At 39.5% G+C, this 16,671-nt stretch carries 10 protein-coding genes; 6 read left to right on the forward strand and 4 right to left on the reverse strand.

What is annotated here, in order from left to right; genetic code table 11:
- Positions 1 to 91: 91 nt before the first annotated feature.
- On the reverse strand, positions 92 to 1,312 hold the full coding sequence (gene fabB / locus KPF51_RS05910; protein ID WP_005726003.1) for a beta-ketoacyl-ACP synthase I: 1,221 nt from the start codon (positions 1,310 to 1,312) through the stop codon (positions 92 to 94).
- Between the two features lie 159 nt (positions 1,313 to 1,471).
- On the opposite strand from fabB, the gene mnmC reads away from it, so the two are divergent.
- From mnmC to KPF51_RS05925, 3 genes are all read left to right on the forward strand, one after another.
- Positions 1,472 to 3,490, forward strand: coding sequence for a bifunctional tRNA (5-methylaminomethyl-2-thiouridine)(34)-methyltransferase MnmD/FAD-dependent 5-carboxymethylaminomethyl-2-thiouridine(34) oxidoreductase MnmC (mnmC, locus tag KPF51_RS05915; protein WP_061405944.1), 2,019 nt, complete (start codon positions 1,472 to 1,474; stop codon positions 3,488 to 3,490).
- 223 nt (positions 3,491 to 3,713) lie between these two features.
- Positions 3,714 to 6,704 carry a TonB-dependent receptor domain-containing protein gene (locus tag KPF51_RS05920; RefSeq protein ID WP_061405943.1) on the forward strand — a complete coding sequence of 997 codons (2,991 nt, stop codon included), beginning with the start codon at positions 3,714 to 3,716 and terminating at the stop codon, positions 6,702 to 6,704.
- Positions 6,705 to 6,975: 271 nt separating this feature from the next.
- Positions 6,976 to 9,954, forward strand: a complete 2,979-nt coding sequence (locus KPF51_RS05925; RefSeq protein ID WP_061405942.1) for a TonB-dependent receptor domain-containing protein — start codon at positions 6,976 to 6,978, stop codon at positions 9,952 to 9,954.
- 50 nt (positions 9,955 to 10,004) lie between these two features.
- Here the strand turns inward: KPF51_RS05925 and KPF51_RS05930 are convergent, their stop codons facing one another.
- A complete protein-coding gene (locus KPF51_RS05930; protein WP_061405941.1) occupies positions 10,005 to 11,342 on the reverse strand; it encodes an L-cystine transporter in 1,338 nt (445 codons plus the stop codon).
- Positions 11,343 to 11,522: 180 nt separating this feature from the next.
- Complete coding sequence (gene grpE, locus KPF51_RS05935) at positions 11,523 to 12,116, reverse strand: nucleotide exchange factor GrpE (RefSeq protein ID WP_005721422.1); 594 nt, start codon at positions 12,114 to 12,116, stop codon at positions 11,523 to 11,525.
- 162 nt (positions 12,117 to 12,278) lie between these two features.
- Here grpE and KPF51_RS05940 point away from each other — a divergent pair, with 162 nt between their 5' ends.
- Together KPF51_RS05940 and recN are read left to right on the forward strand one after the other, a co-directional pair.
- A complete protein-coding gene (locus tag KPF51_RS05940) occupies positions 12,279 to 13,196 on the forward strand; it encodes an NAD(+) kinase (protein ID WP_005725925.1) in 918 nt (305 codons plus the stop codon).
- An 84-nt stretch (positions 13,197 to 13,280) separates the two neighbouring features.
- Complete coding sequence (recN, locus tag KPF51_RS05945; protein ID WP_061405940.1) at positions 13,281 to 14,957, forward strand: DNA repair protein RecN; 1,677 nt, start codon at positions 13,281 to 13,283, stop codon at positions 14,955 to 14,957.
- Between the two features lie 64 nt (positions 14,958 to 15,021).
- Here recN and KPF51_RS05950 read toward each other — a convergent pair whose 3' ends face one another.
- Positions 15,022 to 15,636, reverse strand: a complete 615-nt coding sequence (locus KPF51_RS05950; RefSeq protein WP_005725923.1) for an OmpW family outer membrane protein — start codon at positions 15,634 to 15,636, stop codon at positions 15,022 to 15,024.
- A gap of 266 nt (positions 15,637 to 15,902) precedes the next feature.
- Here KPF51_RS05950 and KPF51_RS05955 point away from each other — a divergent pair, with 266 nt between their 5' ends.
- Positions 15,903 to 16,667, forward strand: coding sequence for a hypothetical protein (locus KPF51_RS05955; RefSeq protein ID WP_061405939.1), 765 nt, complete (start codon positions 15,903 to 15,905; stop codon positions 16,665 to 16,667).
- Positions 16,668 to 16,671: the final 4 nt, after the last annotated feature.

Here is a 16,671-nt window from a genome sequence, read left to right on the forward strand (position 1 = left end):
AACAATGTCCATCATCTACTAACCTAAAAAAAAGCGGTGACGCTATAAAAGACTCACCGCTTTCCTTTAAATCTCAAGTCATTTTACGCCATTATGCTTGATACTTTTTGAAAATTAACGCTGCGTTTGTTCCACCGAAACCAAAGCTATTTGACATCACAGTTTTCAAGCCGGCATTTTCAACAGTTTCGGTCACAATGTTACAGCCTTTCGCATTCTCATCGAGAGTTTCGATATTGATACTTGGCGCAATAAAATCATTGTCTAACATTAATAACGTGTAAATCGCTTCGTGCGCACCCGCTGCACCTAAAGAGTGACCGGTCATCGATTTCGTTGATGAGATAGCTGGCACTTTATCACCAAAAACATTTTTAATCGCACCTAACTCTTTCACATCTCCTACTGGTGTAGAAGTACCATGGACGTTAATGTAATCAATTGGTGTATCAACCGTCGCCATGGCTTGTCTCATACAACGCTCCGCGCCTTCACCACTTGGCGCCACCATGTCATAACCGTCTGATGTAGCGCCATAGCCGACGATTTCAGCATAAATTTTCGCACCACGTGCAAGAGCATGCTCTAATTCTTCAACGACAACCACTGCACCACCACCTGCGATGACGAAACCATCGCGGTTCGCATCATAAGCGCGTGACGCTTTTTCTGGGGTATCGTTGTATTTTGTCGATACCGCACCCATCGCATCAAACTCAGTTGCACATTCCCAAGACAATTCTTCTGCACCACCCGCAAACACAATATCTTGTTTACCTAATTGAATTAACTCAAGCGCATGACCAATACAATGGGCTGATGTTGCACAAGCTGAACTAATACTGTAGTTCACACCACGAATTTTGTAAGGTGTTGCTAAACAAGCTGAAACACTGGATGCCATCGTTTTGGTGACCGCATAAGGTCCTACCGCTTTCACACCACGAGGACCACGCACCGCATCACAGGCGATTAATTGGTTATGGGCTGAACCAGTTCCCGCACCAATCACCAAGCCAGTACGATCGTTCGATACTTGATCTTCTGTCAAACCTGCATCTTCAATCGCCTCTTTCATCGAAAGATAAGCATAAGCTGCCGCATCCCCCATAAAACGATATATTTTACGATCAATCAGCTCACTTGGATTTAATTTAACCGTGCCGGCCACATGACTACGCATGCCAATCTCAACAAACTCGGGCATCACTTCGATACCTGATTTGCCAGCTTTTAACGATGCTAATACTTCGTCTTTATTGTTGCCAATACTCGAAATAATACCAAACCCAGTAATAACCGCTCTTTTCATGGAGTATTCCTTATCAATTATTCAAAATTGTGAAAAATATGGTCGATAAAATAACGAGCAAACGTTAACATTTCAAGTGCTAATTTGATCGTTCGACCAGTATATAAATTTTCGCTATTATATTACGATTCAGGTTGTCTATAAAGGAATAAAAAAATCATGCATAAAGTTCAGTTTGCTGATGTCCATTTTAATGCTGAAAACACGCCGGTTTCTGCCCAATTTGACGATGTTTATTTTTCCAATCAAGACGGTCTTGCGGAAAGTCACTATGTTTTTCAGGAAGGCAATCAATTATGGCAACGCTGGCAACAAACAAGTGAAGCGCATTTTGTGATTGCGGAAACTGGCTTTGGCACAGGGCTGAATTTTTTTGCAGTCACTCAGCGTTTTCGTGAATTTCGCCTTACTTATCCTGACGCACCGCTAAAACGGCTCTTTTTTATTTCCTTTGAAAAATACCCTTTACCCTTAGCACAACTCAAGCGGGCACATCAAGCCTACCCTGAGTTTCAATCTCTTGCACAACAATTACAACAATCTTGGTTAGAACCGATTGTTGGTTGCTACCGTTTTCACTTTGCTGAAACCACACTTGATCTCTGGTTTGGTGATATGGCGGAAAACCTGCCTCAGTTAGGCGATTATATGTGCAATAAAATTGATGCGTGGTTTTTAGACGGTTTTGCCCCGAGTAAAAATCCACAAATGTGGCAAGATACCCTTTACCAACACATGTATCGTTACACCAAAACACAAGGCACTTTTTCTACTTTTACCGCAGCAAGTGCCGTAAGAAAAGGTCTAATACATGCGGGTTTTACAGTCACTAAACGCAAAGGTTATGGCAAAAAACGAGAATGTTTACAGGGCGTAAAAGCACAACAACAGCCCACTGACATCCATGCCCCTTGGGCTCTTGTTCAACCGGCTGAACTGACAGAAAATGCAGATATTGCCCTGATTGGTGGAGGGATTGCCTCCGTATTTAGCGCGCTTTCCTTATTAGAGCGAGGAGCAAAAGTAACTGTATATTGCGAAGACAACTCACTTGCCGCCAATGCGTCAGGCAATAAACAAGGGGCATTTTATCCCCAATTAAGCGATGATGATTTACGCTATATTCGCTTCTACATCCATGCCTTTGCCTATGGTAAACAACGCTTCAACTGGGCAATTGAACAGGGTATTACATTTGAGCATGATTTTTGTGGTGTCGCACTCTGTGCCTATGATGCCAAAAGTGCGGTCAAATTAGCGAAAATTTCCGCGCTCCAATTGCCCCCTAGCCTGTATCAGCCCTTATCACAACAAGCACTTAGCGAACAAGTCGGGCTACCACTACCATGTGATGGTGGCTTTATCGCACAAGGCGCTTGGTTATCACCACAACAATTTGTTCAAAATACTTTCGATTTTTTAGCAACACGTGGGGTCATCATTAAAACACAGCAAAAAATCACCGCACTTGAACGACAAACCACGCATTGGCTCTTAACAACAGAACAAGGCGACAGTTTCAAACATCAAGTTGTTGTACTGGCAAATGGTCACAAACTCACACAATTTCGTCAAACAGAACATTTACCTGTTTATCCTGTACGTGGACAAGTGAGTGAAATTGCCACTTCTACTGAATTAAGCAAACTCAAGGCAGTCATTTGCTATGATGGTTATCTAACCCCAAAAGCAGCGAGTCAAACCCATTGCTTGGGTGCCAGCCATTTGCGTGATAATGCTGAGCGGACATTTAGCTTAAAAGAACAGCAAGAAAACCAACAAAAAATCCAAACGAATCTTGCCTCGGTGGATTGGGTCAATGAAGTTGATACTCGCAATAATCAAGCCAGAATTGGCATCCGTTGCTCCGTTCGTGATCGTATCCCAATGCTAGGGAATGTGCCTGATTTTGAACAACAGTTGAGTGATTATCACAATCTATACAACTTACGCCGTCGCAAACACGCCATAAAACACGCCGCACTGCATCCGAATCTCTTTCTAATTGGTGCTCTCGGTTCTAGAGGACTGACCTCCGCACCACTGTTAGCAGAAACCCTGGCTTCGCTGATTTATCACGAGCCCTTGCCTCTCAGTGAAGATATTCTCCATCAACTGAATGCAAACCGCAGCTGGATACGAAAATTATTAAAAGGAAGTCAAGTAAAACAGGGCTAAAATGCCCTCTTGCTTTTGCGCCTGCTCCTGTTCTTATTACAATAAAAACGCTTACAAAAATACGCATTTTTTTGTATATATCACCCCCATTCTTAGCAATTCATATTCATATCTGATCGCTATTCAACTTTCATCATCTTATTCAAAAATGGGACTTTCTATTTAATAAACAAATAACTATAATGAGAACGATTTTTATTCATAAAATATTTTTGAGGTCCACATGAGTCTAACTAAACATGCTTTATTAATGTTAACCGCTCTCACTTTGGCTCAAACAGCACTGGCAGAAGAGGTAAAATCCACAGAGGCTGTCGAAGAGCTAGACACGATCGTTGTTTCGGGTGCATCGGCTGGCGAAATCAACATACAAGAAAAGAAAGTCGGTGAAACACAGATTACAACTCAAACTCTCACCAAACAACAGGTCTCAGATAGCCGTGATTTAGTTCGTTACGAAACGGGGATTACTGTTGTTGAAACAGGACGCATGGGTGCGAGTGGTTATGCGGTTCGTGGTGTTGATGAAAACCGCGTTGGAATTATGATTGATGGCTTACGTCAATCTGAAACCCTAAGCTCACAAGGGTTTAAAGAACTCTTTGAGGGATATGGAAATTTCAATAACACCCGAAATGGCGTGGAAATTGAAAATGTGAAAGTCGCCACCATCACAAAAGGGGCAGACTCCATTAAATCAGGCAGTGGCGCGCTGGGTGGCTCGGTGATGTTTGAAACCAAAGATGCGCGTGATTACTTAATTGACAAAGATTATCACATCGGTGTCAAACGGGGTTATCAGAGTATGGATAATCAGGATCTTACGTCAGTAACACTCGCCGGACGCTATAAATGGTTTGATGCACTCTTTATCCATACACGCCGCGAAGGGCGCGAAATAGAAAACTATTTCTATGATATTTATAAAAATAAAGAACAAGATTATGCCGCAATAGGTAAAACCCGTGAAAAAGCGGATCCTTATCACATCACAAGAGAAAGCAATCTCCTTAAATTGGCTTTCCAACCGCATGAAGAACACCGTTTCAGCGTGGCATTGGATGATTCTAAATTACATTCAAATGGTGAAGATCTCTCTTATACGCTCCGCTCAAGCACACGTGTCGATCATGAAATCTATGGTCAGCGTAAAACAAACGACAAATCACACCGCAAAAATACACAATTTACCTACGAAAACTTCACGCAAACACCGTTTTGGGATCACGTCAAAATCAGCTATTCCACACAAAAAATCACTAATAACGCAAGAACCGATGAATACTGTAGTGGACCTAAATGTCAAGCTGTACTCAATGAACAAGGTCTGAAATTAGACAACAGTTCTGGTGTCAATAAAATTGTTGATCAGTATGGAGGTGATATTCGTGCCGAAAAAGAAAAAAAAGGTTGGCGGACAATCATCAAATATTACAATTCTAAAGGTGAGGAAATGCCGGGCACACACTATCGTGAGCATACTCCTCAAAGCACACTCATTGATTGTTCTAAGATTGACTGTACAAAGCCATTCAAAGTGTATGTCAAAAAAGATGAAAACTGGCGAGAGGTTTATGAATTCCAAAATAGACCAATTACAATCAAAAAAACCCCTAGTGGAAAAACCTATGGTGAAATTGAGCTAAGAAATAAACCGGGATTATTTGGTCCTCAGTATGAGGAAGTTAGCTTTTTACTCCCTTTCTCAGCGGGTTATAGCCGTAATGATTATAATGATCGGGATTTAAACACCAACACCAAACAGCTTGATCTTGATTTTGGGAAAGAATTCTCCTTTTGGGGTATTGAGCATAAACTCAAGTATGGAGGCTTATACAGTAAAACGGAAAAAAGCATGGTCAATAAAGATGGCTATCAAGGTGGCAATGTGCAATGGTGGGCAGATGCCTTTTTCTGTAATAAACCGATTGATGGAACGTTTCCTAGAGAGTATGAACCCAGACCTGACTACTGGCCACTCGTAGGCTGTAGTGGTGCATTAAGAGAAAATGTTAACGGTCGCTATAGTTATCTTATCCCAGTCAAGACGAAAAATTCTGCGCTTTACATTGGCGATAAGATCACATTAACCAATTGGCTAAACGTCGATCTTAACTATCGCTATGATAAAGTTACACATATGCCTCGCTACGATAACAATGTACCGGTACCAAAAGGCATGATCGCGGGTATTTTCATTCCGATTCCGGGTAACTCTTACGGAATAAATGCCACTTGCGGCTATAATACTAAGTGTCTGAACGATAATGTGGCTCAAAATTTAGCCATTATGTTGCAGAATAAAACCTACAAACATCACTCTTACAATCTTGGTGTGAATTTAGATCCGCTGTCTTTTATGCGTTTGCAGTTGAAATATTCCAATGGATTTAGAGCCCCAACCTCAGATGAAATGTTTATGACCTTTAAACATCCAAGTTTTTCGATTGCACCGAATGTCCATTTAAAATCGGAGCTCGCTAAAACAAAAGAAGCCGCGTTAACATTTTATCGTAACAACAGTTTCATCACATTGAGTGCTTTCCAAACAGACTATAAAGATTTTATCGATTTAGTCTTTGTAGGCGAACGCGCGGTTGATGTAGGAAGTGTTCTCACTTACCCATTCTACCAAAACCAAAACAGAGATAAGGCAAAAGTCACTGGTTTTGAAGTAAACTCTCGTCTTGAATTATCTGAATTACATGATCGTTTAAAAGGCTTTAGAGTAGGACTTAAATTAACACAACAAAAAGGCAAGATTGATGGCAAAATTCCGATGAATGCGATCCAACCGAGAACGACGGTCTATAACCTTGGCTATTCAACGGAAGAGGATAAATACGGTATCGACTTCTACATCACCGATGTGGCTGCGAAAAAACGTCATGAAACCTATAATATGTATTGGGAAGGACAAGCCAAAAACGGAACCCTTGTTCAAGGTAAAGCGGTGAAAGACAGTACACTTGCATGGCGTAATAATCATTACACCACTCTTGATGCTATCGCTTATGCAAGACCATTAAAAAATTTATTACTCACGGCTGGGGTATATAATATCACGGATAAAAAATACATTACCTGGGATTCCGCGCGTTCCATTCGCGCAATCGGAACACTCAATCTGATTGACCAAAATACAGGTGCAGGAATAAAACGTTTCTATGCGCCGGGACGTAATTTCCGCTTAAATGCTGAATTCACATTCTAGCTCGTCACAAAGAGGTAGGCTTCCCTACCTCTTTTCCTTTTCTCTTTCTTGCCAGGTTTACAAAAATAAATCTGTTTTGTTTTTATGTTTAAAAAACAACTCATTTTTGTATAACTAAACTACACTCCTAATAAAAGCGTAAATTTATAATAAAAATAGTCACTTAAACATCTTCATATTACTTTTTATTTCATTTATTTGCCCCTATAATTGAGAACGATTTCTATAATCAATATCAATCTAGTTATTTAGTTTAAATTATGAGGTATCTATGAAACTAAAAAAGCCGTCTATATTGATGCTCACTACACTCACTTGTAGCCTATCATCTGCACAACCTACCGAAACATTAGAAACTATTGTTGTTTCTAGCCAAAATGATGAAATCGCTATTCAAGACCAAAAAGTCGGAGAAACCCGAATCGGTACTGAGCGCATTCGTCGCCAACAAATGTCTGATAGCCGAGATTTAGTCCGTTATGAAACGGGGGTGACCGTTGTGGAAACAGGACGTTTTGGTGCGAGCGGTTATGCCGTTCGTGGTGTCGATGAAAACCGTGTTGGAATTATGATTGATGGCTTACGTCAATCTGAAACCCTAAGCTCACAAGGGTTTAAAGAACTCTTTGAGGGATATGGAAATTTCAATAACACCCGAAATGGCGTGGAAATTGAAAATGTGAAAGTCGCTACCATCACAAAAGGGGCAGACTCCATTAAATCAGGCAGTGGTGCACTGGGTGGCTCGGTGATGTTTGAAACCAAAGATGCGCGTGATTACTTAATTGATAAAAATTACCATATCAGCGTGAAACGTGGTTATCAAACGATGAATAATCAAGACCTCACCTCGGTAACACTCGCCGGACGCTATAAATGGTTTGATGCACTCTTTATCCATACTCGTCGTGAAGGACATGAAATAGAAAATTATTTCTACGATATCTACAAAACTCAACGCGAAGACCGTGAAGCGATTGGGAAAACCCGTGAAAAAGCTGATCCCTATGACATTGTTCGTGAAAGCAATTTAATTAAATTGTCTTTTCAGCCTCATGAAGAGCACCGTTTCACTTTTGCTTTGGATAAATCCAACATTCATTCTCAAGGCGAAGACTTATCTTATACACTTCGCTCAAGTTTCTACATTAATACTGAAGTGTATGGTCAACGCAAAACGAATGATAAATCTAAACGAGAAAACATTCAGTTTAGTTATGATAACTTTACACAAACTCCTTTTTGGGATCATGTCAAACTTACTTATTCCAATCAAAAAATCACTAATAACGCGAGAACTGATGAATACTGTAGTGGACCAAAATGTCTGTCAGTATTAAATGAACAAGGTCTGAAATTAGACAGTAAGTCGGGCGTCAATAAAATTGTTGATCAGCATGGAGGTGATATTACCGCTCAGAAAGAAAAAGGAGATTGGTGGACGGTCATCAAATACCACAACTCTAAAGGTGAAGAAATGTCAAGTACACACTATCGTGAGCATTCCCCTCAACACACGCTAATTGATTGTTCTAAAATTGACTGTAAAAAGCCATTCAAAGTGTATGTCAAAAAAGATGAGAATTGGAAAGAGGTTTATGACTTTCAAGAGCGCCAAATTGACATAAAAACATTACCAAATGGCAAAAAATATGGACAAATTCAGCAAAAATTCATTGAAAAAGAGCAATGGGGAAACAAAGTAAAACAATATGAAGAGAGTTTCTTCTTACTTCCTTTCTCTACTGGTTACAGTCGAAATAACTATAATGACCGTGATTTAAACACCAATACCAAACAAATTAGTTTAGATTTTGATAAAGAATTTTCACTTTGGACGATCGGACACCAACTTAAATATGGTGGCTTATATAGTAAAACCGAAAAAAGTATGGTCAATAAAGATGGTTATAAAGGTGGCAATGTACAATGGTGGGCAAACGCCTTCTTCTGTAATCAATACATTGAAGGGACTTACCCTCCGCAATATACTCCTCGCCCTGATTATTGGCCGGGAGGTAGTTGTACAGGTAATTTAAGAGAGAATGTCAACGGTCGCTATAGTTACTTAATTCCAGTCAAAACTAAAAATCAAGCCTTATATTTTGGTGACAAGATTACTCTCAGTAACTGGTTAAACGTAGATTTGAACTACCGCTACGATAAAGTAGAACACATTCCTCGTTATGATTTTAACGTCCCAGTACCAAAAGGCTTAATTGCAGGTATCTTTATTCCGTTGCCAGATAATGCTTATGGTATTGGTGCGAAATGTGGTTATAACACGGACTGTATGAATACAAACTTAGCGCAAAATTTAGCGATTATGTTGAAAAATAAAAGCTATAAGCATCACTCCTACAATCTTGGTGTGAATTTAGATCCACTATCTTTTATGCGTTTACAATTAAAATATTCCAATGGATTTAGAGCGCCAACTTCAGACGAAATGTTTATGACTTTTAAACATCCAAGTTTTTCCATTACGCCAAATGTGAATTTAAAAGCCGAAATTGCAAAAACGAAAGAGCTTGCCTTAACCTTTTATAAAAATAATAGTTTTATCACATTCAGTGCCTTCCAAACTGACTATAAAAACTTTATTGATTTAGTCTTTGTAGGCGAACGTGCTGTTGATATTGGTAGTGTCATCCGTTATCCGTTCTATCAAAATCAAAACCGTGATCACGCTAAAGTCACAGGGTTTGAAATTAACTCACGCCTTGAGTTAGCTGAACTGTATTCTGGATTTAATGGCTTTCGAATTGGCTATAAACTCACACAGCAAAAAGGAAAAATGGACGGACATATCCCAATGAACGCGATTCAACCGCGAACCATGGTATATAACTTAGGGTATTCCACAAAACATGATCAATACGGTATTGATGTCTATATTACTAATGTTGCAGAGAAAAAACGCCATGAAACTTACAATATGTATTGGGAAGGACAAGCCAAGAGTGATAAGTTAGTACAAGGCAAAAAAGTCACTGATAGCACAGTAGCATGGCGGAATAAACGTTATACCACTATTGATGCTATTGCTTATGCACGACCAAATCCGCATTTATTGCTTAGCTTTGGTGTATATAACTTAACAAATGAAAAATACATGACATGGGATTCTGCTCGTTCTATTCGTTCATTTGGCACATTAAATCTCATAGACCAAAATACTGGCGCTGGAATTAAACGTTTCTACGCACCAGGACGTAACTTCCGTTTAAATGCAGAGCTGACTTTCTAGTCCATAAAAAAGAGGTAGTCATTTTTTACCACCTCTTTTTTCTTTCTGTTTTATACCTTTTCTGTCTTTTTATCTAACAGTTGATTCGTGATCGTACCCGCCACCATCGAACCATTCACGTTTAAAGCAGTTCGTCCCATATCAATCAATGGCTCAATCGAAATTAATAAACCCACTAAGGCAAGAGGTAAATTTAAGGTCGATAACACCACAATGGCGGCAAAAGTGGCACCACCGCCAACACCGGCAATCCCTAACGAAGAAATCGTGACGACTAAAATTAAGGTGGCTAAATAACCTAGACTAAAAGGGTCAATCCCCACTGTCGGTGCCACCATTACCGCTAGCATGGCAGGGTAAATCCCCGCACACCCATTTTGTCCGATGGTCGCACCAAAAGTCGCGGCAAAATTTGCAATCACATTGTTATTACCTAGTTTATTGGTTTGCGTTTCAATATTTAGCGGTAAAGTTGCCGCACTTGAACGCGAAGTAAATGCGAAACTCAAGGTTGGCATTACTTTCTTAAAATAGGTAAAAGGATTCACACGGAATACGGCTAATAACAGACCGTGTACGACAAACATTAAGAAAATCGCCGCATACGAAGCAACAATAAAGGTGCCTAGATTTACAATATCTGCCCATTTTGAGGTGGTCGCCATTTTCAACATGAGTGCAAACACACCATAAGGTGTTAAACGGATCACCATACGCACTAAACGCATGATCAATTTATTTAAGGTATCTACACCTTGCGCAATACGTTCGCCAAGTGCATGATCTTCTTTTGCTAAACTTAACGACGCTATTCCCAATAACGCAGCAAAAATCACGACACTGATAATCGAGGTTGGATTTGCCCCTGTGAGCTCTAAAAACGGATTTTTCGGAATAAAAGAAAGCAACATAGAAGGAATCGTTAGCTCACTAACTTTTTCAACCCGTCCTGCTACATGCGTTTGTGCAGCAAGCTCTCTCTCCCCTGCAATCAAGCCTTCTGCCGTTAAATCAAATGCATAAGTCATTGCAATCCCGATTGCTGCAGCAATCGCGGTGGTGATCAATAACACCGAAATGACACTTAAGCTGATTTTTCCTAAAGCACTAGCCTGATTTAAACGCGTTATCGCAGACAGAATAGACACAAAAACCAATGGCATCACGATCATTTGTAATAAACGAACATAGCCATTGCCAACCAGATTAATCCATTCTAATGTTGGTTTAATCACTATTGGGGCTGCAAACTGTTGTAATAACACCCCACAAATGACCCCAAGTAAAAGACCAATCAAAACTGTTATGCCCAGTTTTTGGGTGCGGGTATAAATCACACGCAGTAAGACTAAAAGTAAACTGAAAATAATAAGATTGCTAATAACCATAAAGTACTCTAATCAAAAAATAAAATAGATGGATATGAATTAAATGAGAATTCTTTATAAATAACAACCCTTTTTTAGTGATTATTTATACCTTTTCGCTATATAAAATAGAAAAAATGGATAAAAAAAGCCCACTGATGAACAATATTCATCAGTGGGCATACGATGAGGGATAAAAACTTAAGCGGCAACCATCACCATAGCAGGGCGGATCACTCGTCCATTTAATAAATACCCTTTTTGTAAAACAACTGTAATTTGGTTGGTTTCAAAACCTTCCATTGGTTGCATCGAAATCGCTTGATGAACTTCTGGGTTGAAGGTTTCACCAACTACACCAACCGCCTCTACCCCAAAGCGAGAAACCGTGGCGAGTAATTCTTTTAAAGTCAATTCGACGCCATCGAACAATGACTTAATACTTTCATCTTCTAAGTTTGCTGGCGTCGCTAAAGCACGCTCTAAATTATCAATGGTATTTAAAATATCTTTTGAGAATTTCTCTAATCCAAACTTATGGGCTTTCTCCACATCTTGCTCAGCACGACGGCGGATATTATCCATTTCAGCACGACTACGCAGTAAGAAATCCTGTTCTTTTTTGACCATTTCTGTCAGCTGTGCTTCTAATTCTTGTACCCGCAAAATGGCTTCTTCAAGAGGATCAACCCCATTCACAGCTTCAACTTCTGTTTCTTCGGTTTTTTGTTGTTCCTCATGTTTTTCTTCTTGAAGTTGCTCTTCTTTTTCAATGTGTTGCTCTTTGTTTGACATCTCGTTCTCCATTCATGTAAACCTGTTGGCTCATTCTAACAAAAATATAAAAGTCAGCCTATCTATAGATACTTGCTGACAAATAAAAGGATTTGTGTGTAATATAATGACTAATTTTTTGAATTCAAGTGCGGTTATCTTTTTTAGCCGATGGAATAAGACATGAAACACCCGAATACCATTGATATTAAAGCGCTACAATCTTCTTTTCAGATCATAGGGTTACTTGGTAAACCTCGCCATGATGTGACCTTACAAATGCATAAAAATCTTTTTCAATGGTTACTTGAGAAAGGCTATCAGGTGCTCGTTGAGCGACCAATTGGTGAACAACTTGGTTTGAGTGAAAATTATTTAGCCTCTGTGGATGAGATTGGACAACGTGCTCAACTGGCTATTGTGATTGGTGGCGATGGTAATGTATTAGGTCGTGCTCGAACCCTTGCTAAATATGACATTGCGTTAATTGGTATCAATAGAGGCAACTTAGGCTTTCTCACGGATATCGACCCGAAAAATGCCTATTCACAACTGCAAGCCTGTTTAGAAGACGGGGATTGTTTTGTAGAAGAACGCTTCATTTTAGAAGCCAGTGTCGAACGGAATGGAAAAATCATTGCGCGCGGAAATGCAGTCAATGAAGCGGTAGTTCACCCAGCTAAAATTGCCCACATGATCGATTTTCATGTTTATATCAATGATAAATTCGCCTTCTCACAACGTTCAGACGGTTTAATTATTTCTACACCAACAGGCTCGACTGCCTACTCACTCTCTGCTGGGGGACCTATTTTAACGCCACAGCTCAATGCTATTGCACTGGTGCCGATGTTCCCTCACACCCTATCTTCTCGCCCACTGGTGATTGATGGCGACAGCAAAATTTCCATTCGTTTCGCGGAATATAATACCTCACAATTAGAAGTCGGTTGTGATAGTCAAGTGGCGTTAGAATTCTCGCCAGATGACATTGTACATATTCAAAAAAGTCCTGATAAACTGCGTCTGCTACATTTGAAAAATTACAATTACTATAAAGTATTGAGTTCCAAATTAGGCTGGCTACGCAATTCCGTTTAAAAATGCTTAAAATTTAGCAAAAGCACTTTACTGTATATAAAAACAGTTATAAACTGATAAATATACAGTAAGGGAGATTTTGCAATGCTTATTCAACTCACTATTAATCATTTTGCGATCGTTCGTCATTTGAATATTGAATTTACGCAAGGTATGTCCGTCATTACAGGTGAAACTGGTGCAGGAAAATCCATTGCGCTTGATGCATTAGGGGTTTGTCTTGGTCAGCGTACCGATATCAGTATGCTACGCGAAGGGCAAGAACGTGCGGATATTAGCGCGACGTTTGCTCTTGAGAAAAATGCCCCTGCGCGTCAATGGTTAATACAACAGGAATTACACGACACGGAAAATCCTGAAGAATGTATTTTGCGTCGTCTTATTAACCATGACGGTCGCTCTAAAGCCTTTATTAACGGGATTCCCGTTTCAGTAGCTCAGCTGAAAGAATTTGGTCAATATCTTGTCCATATTAATGGACAACATGCCTCCCAATTGTTACTCAAACCAGAATACCAGCTACAGTTGTTAGATCGATTCTGTGGACACACTACCCTTATGAACCAAATGCAAACAGATTATCAAGCTTGGAAAGCCTTACAATATCAAGTACAAACTTTTAAACAACAAGTGGCAGAAAATGAAGCGAAGAAGCAGTTACTGCAATATCAAGTTGAAGAACTGGATGCGTTTAATTTGCGTGACAATGAATATGTAGAATTAGAAGAAGAACATAAACGTCTTTCCAACACGGAACAATTAACTACGCTTTCACAATCTACACTGCAACTATTAAGTGAAAATGAGACAGTCAATATTGATTCTCTGCTTTATCGAGCAACACAACACCTTGCAGATCTCTGTGAGTTAGATCAACGCTATAGCAATGTCGCACATCTATTGCAAGACGCCTTGATCCAAATTCAAGAAGCAAGTCATGAAATGCAGCAGCTCGCAAGCGATATAGAACAAGATCCGGCTTTACTGCACGATATCGAGCAACGCATGGGACAAGCCTTACAGCTTGCGCGTAAGCATCATGTCAAACCTGAAAATTTAGTTGAATTACACCGCACTTTACAGCAAGAATTGACTCAATTAGTCGATTTTTCTGAAAGTGAACAGCGTTTAATTGCACAAGAACAAATCGCCTATGCGAAAGCCCAAGCGAGTGCATTGGCGTTACATCAGAGTCGCCAACAAGGCGCCAATCAATTAGCGCAACAAGTTAGTAAATCCATTAAACAATTAGCCATGGAAAATGCCGAGTTTTTTATTGAACTCAATCCTGAACATGACAAAATAACAAGCCATGGCATTAACAGCATACAATTTAACTTACGCAGTAACTTAGGGCAAAGTGCGCAACCGCTGAATAAAATCGCCTCAGGTGGAGAACTCTCCCGTATTTCACTGGCGATCCAAGTGCTTACCTCAGATAAATCCGCTATTCCAACTTTAATTTTTGATGAAGTAGATGTGGGCATTAGTGGTGCCACCGCCAGTGTCGTCGGAAAATTACTGCGTAAACTCGGACAACGTTGCCAAGTATTATGTATCACTCATTTACCACAAGTCGCCTGCCAAGGTCATCAACACTTTAGTGTAGAAAAACACATTATTGACGAAAAAACAGAAACTAAAATGACCGCACTTTCGCCGGCACAGCGCGTAAAAGCATTAGCTAAATTGTTGGGTGGTAGTAAAATTACTGACAGTGCGTTGGCAAATGCACAAGAGATGTTGGATCTCGTTTCCTAACAAACTTCACCACAAAAAAATGGGCAAATCATATTGCCCATTATTTTTTATATCATTTTCAGGTTTAAAAACGATAACCTAAGCCAACAAAGAACACCGTTGGATCTAATTTCACATTGACTTTATGCTCTTCACCGCCAACTTTAAATGTGGCTTTACTTTTGATTTTTGCATACCAAATAGCTGTATTTAAAAATAAGTTATCTGCGACTTGGATATCTACCCCAGCATTGAACGCAGGTCCCCAAGAATCTTTTAATTTCAGATCAGTCACGCCATTTAATACCGCTTTTTCACTAAAGAATGTGGTGTAGTTAACACCCGCCCCCACATAAGGACGAGCTTTCGCATCTTTGTCTAAGAAATAATATTGTGCATATAAACTTGGCGGTAAATGCTTCGTTTTACCAACTAAGGTATTGCCTAACGTAATCTCATGGCTGAATGGTGTCGCCGCTAATAACTCAACACCAAGATTATCTGTTGCCATATAAGTGGCGGTTAATCCTAATTGTGCGTTGGAATTGACATCAAACTTAAACACATCATGATTCGTCGACGCGTTTGGCACTACTAAAATTGGACCACCTCGCACAATCACACTACCTGCTTGATGTGCCACTGCCGAACCTGCAACTAATGCTGCCATCACACCTAATGCTAATACTGTCTTTTTCATTGCAAAACCTCATCTGTCTATAAATTGTCAAAAATCCGCTAAAAATTACGTCTTTTTAGCTTATTTAACATACCATGTCACAAACTGCGATTTACTGATCTTTATCAAGTTTTTAAATTTTTGTTAAAAAATAGTATTTATTGTTTCTTTTTTCATCCAAGCTAAACAAAAAGAATCCGTAATAAAAAAACGCACATTTGGTATGAATTTTGGAGTAAAAAACGGTATAATGCGCCAATCTGTTGTCCTAAAATGAGTGTTTATAAATGTCCATTAATTTTACAAAAATTTTTCAAGATAGCTGGAATTTTGTGCGCAATCAGCGCCAAACGACTTTCACATTTGTATTTGCTTTTTTTCTCAGTAATTTTCTAATTAGTTTATTGATAAGTAGCTTTTCATCAACTGAAGTGATGTCACTAAGCAATAGTAGTGACGATTTAGCCCAAGTTTTAGGCATCTCCACGCCTGCCCCCAATGACATATCCTTATATTTTTTTCACCAAATCCTTGATTTTATCATTGCGGCATGGTGCTTGATTTCTATCCATCACATTAGTCAAAGTAACCCTTCTCTCAATGCCAGTTTTAGCTTAGCATTGCAGCGTTTCTTCGGCGCCCTTATCATTAATATCCTATTAATCACCCCAATTATTATTGGTTTATCTGAAATCTTTTTCTCATTAACTGTGAAGAAATCACAACCCTCGATGTTTTCCTTACTGTCTGTGGGATTCGGTTTTTATCTGTGCATCCGTTTTTGTTTAACATCGACACATTACTTAATCACTCGTGAGGGTCTAATCCAATCATTCCAAACAACATGGAAAGCGGGGATCAAACGAGTTATCCCATTATTTTCATATTCCATGATTGTGTATTTCTTATTACCCGTAGTGATCCGCCAATTCGCAGCAATCGCAACCAATTTAATCGTAGAAATCGCCGTTGCCTTGTTAATTGCATTTTTAACCGTCTTCTCATTGGTTTTCACTTACCGTTTCTATACTATTTTTATGCAAAAGGCGTAAACCA

This window comes from Pasteurella sp. XG20 (assembly GCF_018968665.1).
In the GTDB taxonomy this organism is placed as follows: Bacteria; Pseudomonadota; Gammaproteobacteria; order Enterobacterales; family Pasteurellaceae; genus Pasteurella; species Pasteurella multocida.

Coding starts and splice junctions, on each gene's coding strand:
- fabB (WP_005726003.1), bottom strand. CDS start 1,312: ATGAAAAGAGCGGTTATTACTGGGTTTGGTATTATTTCGAGTATTGGC.
- mnmC (WP_061405944.1), top strand. CDS start 1,472: ATGCATAAAGTTCAGTTTGCTGATGTCCATTTTAATGCTGAAAACACG.
- KPF51_RS05920 (WP_061405943.1), top strand. CDS start 3,714: ATGAGTCTAACTAAACATGCTTTATTAATGTTAACCGCTCTCACTTTG.
- KPF51_RS05925 (WP_061405942.1), top strand. CDS start 6,976: ATGAAACTAAAAAAGCCGTCTATATTGATGCTCACTACACTCACTTGT.
- KPF51_RS05930 (WP_061405941.1), bottom strand. CDS start 11,342: ATGGTTATTAGCAATCTTATTATTTTCAGTTTACTTTTAGTCTTACTG.
- grpE (WP_005721422.1), bottom strand. CDS start 12,116: ATGTCAAACAAAGAGCAACACATTGAAAAAGAAGAGCAACTTCAAGAA.
- KPF51_RS05940 (WP_005725925.1), top strand. CDS start 12,279: ATGAAACACCCGAATACCATTGATATTAAAGCGCTACAATCTTCTTTT.
- recN (WP_061405940.1), top strand. CDS start 13,281: ATGCTTATTCAACTCACTATTAATCATTTTGCGATCGTTCGTCATTTG.
- KPF51_RS05950 (WP_005725923.1), bottom strand. CDS start 15,636: ATGAAAAAGACAGTATTAGCATTAGGTGTGATGGCAGCATTAGTTGCA.
- KPF51_RS05955 (WP_061405939.1), top strand. CDS start 15,903: ATGTCCATTAATTTTACAAAAATTTTTCAAGATAGCTGGAATTTTGTG.